Raw genomic sequence first — 3,168 nt, forward strand, 5'->3', positions numbered from 1 at the left:
ACCAATCCAGCGAATCTACCCCGGGTGGTTCGAATCCCCAGGCCAAGGAAATCTATCAGTACCTCATCACAAAATATGGCTTTACGCCGGCGCAAGCCGCAGGAATCGTGGGCAACATGCAGGTTGAATCAGGCTTGAAGACTTCTGCTCTGAATCCGCGCGAAGGTGCCATAGGCTTGTGTCAGTGGCTGGGCGGGCGGCGGCGAAATCTCGAGCGATTTGCCGCCACCCGAGGTCCTGTTACCGACTGGAAGGTCCAAGTGGATTTCATGATGCAGGAATTGCGCGGTAGTGAATCGGGTGCATACAGGTATCTCAAAGCTGCGCAAACGCCCGCCGCTGCCGCAGCGGTCTTCGATCAGTATTATGAAAGAAGCTCTGGCGAGGCTAGGGGGCAGCGCATCGCGAATGCAAATCGAATCGCGGCATCTATGGGAAGCGTCTCCGCTTAGCGCCGATCGTCGCAATTGCCCGCTTGTTGCCGGGAGTTGTAAGGTATCTCGTCGATTGCGCAATATGCCAGGTCACGGCAGTCATCACCGTGCTGGAGCGGGTCTCGCCACAAGGCGTCGTTTGCGTGGAAGCCGGACTCGGCCGGTGCCAGGTCCGCACCGGGGGGACGGTCAGCCCAGTCACCTTGTCGATACTCGTCCCTGCGTGGCTGATCGCCGCAACGCCGTGCCGCAAGGGAATCAGCGTGGGCGACGGTGTATTGCCAGTCGCGGACATCCACTCACAACGCTGTACGCGATGCATTCTCGCTGACGGGAACATGGTGGCGAGATCTGATATAGAGCTAGGTTATGCTGCGGCTACGCTGTCGGGCAGGTGTCGGCGCAAGAAAGTCCTCTGATGGGGTGAGTGAAGCACCGGGGCAGGTGACATGAGGCCAGCGAACCGACGGAGTTGGCCCCCTACTGTCAGAGGCCTGGACCGTCTGCACTGGCATCCACCACCTGATCTGATGGTTGGCAGCGCACGCATCGAGTCGTGTGGCGGAAGGCGAATCATGGCTGCCTCGGTGATGTTGCCCCATCTTGTGATCGCTCCCGTTCTGAACGGCTCCTTCGCACACAAGCAAGCGGTGTTGTGCGGGTTGATGAAGGAGCCCGGATACCAGACCGACAATATCCTCGGGGGAACCGGACACGCCCTCAGTCGGGATGGCTCGGTCAGCAATATTTCGGGTGTCAAGGCTGTTCGCAGCGGTCATGCGTACCTGGGGCACTGATGGCGCCGACGAAGCGGACCCCGTCCGAACCCGACACGGAGGACGGTAATGACCCGAGAGTGGGCGCTACCACGTCTGCCCCTGGCCGCCCTACCAGGACGAAAGCCCGGGGCAGTCCGGCGCGGGTCCCGCCACCGCTGCCCGGAGGCGCGCCGGCATCGGTTGCTCCGGCTCCGGTGGCGAGCACGGCCGCACGCAGCCCAGCGGGCACTCCGGTCGTCGAAACACCTTCTGCTACAAGCGGCGCCGCGTCGGTTGCCCGACCCGATGCGCTGGCCTGGTCCGGGGCGACCACGCCGATGGCGGCGGCCGCGCTCGGTGCCCTCGCATCAATAGCTGCCCACTACGGCGACGGAACTCCTACCGCGAACTCCGGGCAACCCTACGCCCCTCCCGACATCGCGGCAGGCCGGCCGACCGGTCCGGTGGTGTGGGACGGCGAGCTGGGATCGCGGTACGCAGCCAACAATCAGAACACCTCGCGGAATGTAGATGCCACACAGTCTTTGAACGCCGAACTCGGGCGCATCCTGGACGGCGCTGTCGACAGCACGACGCAAGGAAGGGCCGCCATCGACTCGATCATCGCCGAGGTCAATACCGCGTTGACCGCGCTCGGCAAGGTCGAGGACACGGCAGCGGGACGGCACCTCGTTGTTGTCACGCTGGGTAACGCTTTACAGCGTGCCGGAACGGTCTTAGGGCAGGGGCAGGCGGCCGCGACGCTCACCGCCGAACGTGTTGCCGCCCTCGCGGACCGGTACATGCAACAGGCGCGCCCGGCCCGCCCGCGCCGCCCGCGTCGTGCTACGCACCCCGGCATGCGCGGCCCCAGCGGTGGTCCGCCGCGCACCCGTCCCTCTGGTCAGCAGGGGCAATGGATCAACGAGGCACTTCAGGTGCTCCGCCAGCACGGCTATGACACGCGCCAAATCGATCCCGCCGATATCGCGGCGATCATCCAGCATGAATCCGGCGGCAACCCGAACGCGATCAACCTGTGGGACAGCAACGCCGCGGCGGGGATCCCGTCAAAGGGGCTGATGCAGACCATCGATCCGACGTTCAACTCGTATTCCCTTCCGGGACATCGTAATATCTGGAATCCGGTCGACAACATCATCGCGGGCGTGCGGTATTCCATCGAGCGCTACGGTTCGGTCAGCAATGTGCCGGGGATCGTGCAGATGCGTGGTGGCGGCTCATATGTCGGGTACTGACACTCGATTCCGCTCGGCCGCAGAGGGTCACGCGCGCGACCGGCGTCGTCCGTCCGTGGAATTCAACCGACCCAATGGCGCCGATGGGTCGGTTGTTCAATCCCGCGCGACACCATGCACGCTGTGGAGTGGGTGCGTCGGCGTGGTGCTACCACCATCGAGTTCACCGACGGTCCGTTTACACCGCCGGCCCGGATCGCGGATCTGACTTTCTACGCCGACGCCAGGGCGTCACGGATCTGCCTTCGCTCACCACGCTCACTTCGATGGCCAGGCGCTGGTGTGCGCGAGGTACTCGTCCGTCATCCCCGCACTCGGCGCCGACGAAGCCGCAGGGAGGCGGTCAGGTCCATCGTGCCGCGGCGTAACTCTTTGGCAGTGGTACCTTCCCGATAGGTACTCCGCTGCGGGACGCGGCAATACATTCGCCGTTGCCTATGTACATGACGACGTGGCCTGGGCCGCCGTTTCCGAACCTGGTGAAGATCAGGTCGCCCGGCCGGATATCCGACGGATTGACCTTGGGTAGCTGGCGATACTGATCCGCCGCGACTCGTGGAATCTTGACACCCGCCGCCGCCGCCGCGTACTGCATCAGACCCGAGCAGTCGAACGAATTCGGCCCCTCCGCGCCCCACACATAGGGTTTTCCGGTCTGAGAAAGTGCCACCGCGATCGCCTTCGCGGCGGCTCCGGTCGCTCCCGCTCCTGCCCCAG

4 protein-coding genes are annotated in these 3,168 nt (G+C 64.2%); 3 read left to right on the top strand and 1 reads right to left on the bottom strand.

Translation table 11 applies throughout. From position 1 onward, the window contains the following. From AB0H00_RS31860 to AB0H00_RS31870, 3 genes are all read left to right on the top strand, one after another. Positions 1-452: phage tail tip lysozyme (locus AB0H00_RS31860; RefSeq protein WP_357273635.1), on the top strand; the 452-nt coding region annotated here is incomplete at its 5' end. Positions 453-1,009: 557 nt separating this feature from the next. Continuing rightward, on the top strand, positions 1,010-1,231 hold the full coding sequence (locus AB0H00_RS31865; RefSeq protein WP_357273637.1) for a hypothetical protein: 222 nt from the start codon (positions 1,010-1,012) through the stop codon (positions 1,229-1,231). A 176-nt stretch (positions 1,232-1,407) separates the two neighbouring features. After that, positions 1,408-2,451, top strand: coding sequence for a transglycosylase SLT domain-containing protein (locus AB0H00_RS31870; RefSeq protein WP_357273639.1), 1,044 nt, complete (start codon positions 1,408-1,410; stop codon positions 2,449-2,451). A gap of 343 nt (positions 2,452-2,794) precedes the next feature. On the opposite strand, the gene AB0H00_RS31875 is transcribed toward AB0H00_RS31870, so the two are convergent. Beyond that, a partial coding sequence (locus AB0H00_RS31875) for a C40 family peptidase (protein WP_357273641.1) occupies positions 2,795-3,168 on the bottom strand: 374 nt, incomplete at its 5' end.

The sequence above is a fragment of the Nocardia sp. NPDC023852 genome (assembly GCF_040639505.1).
Classification (GTDB): Bacteria; Actinomycetota; Actinomycetes; order Mycobacteriales; family Mycobacteriaceae; genus Nocardia.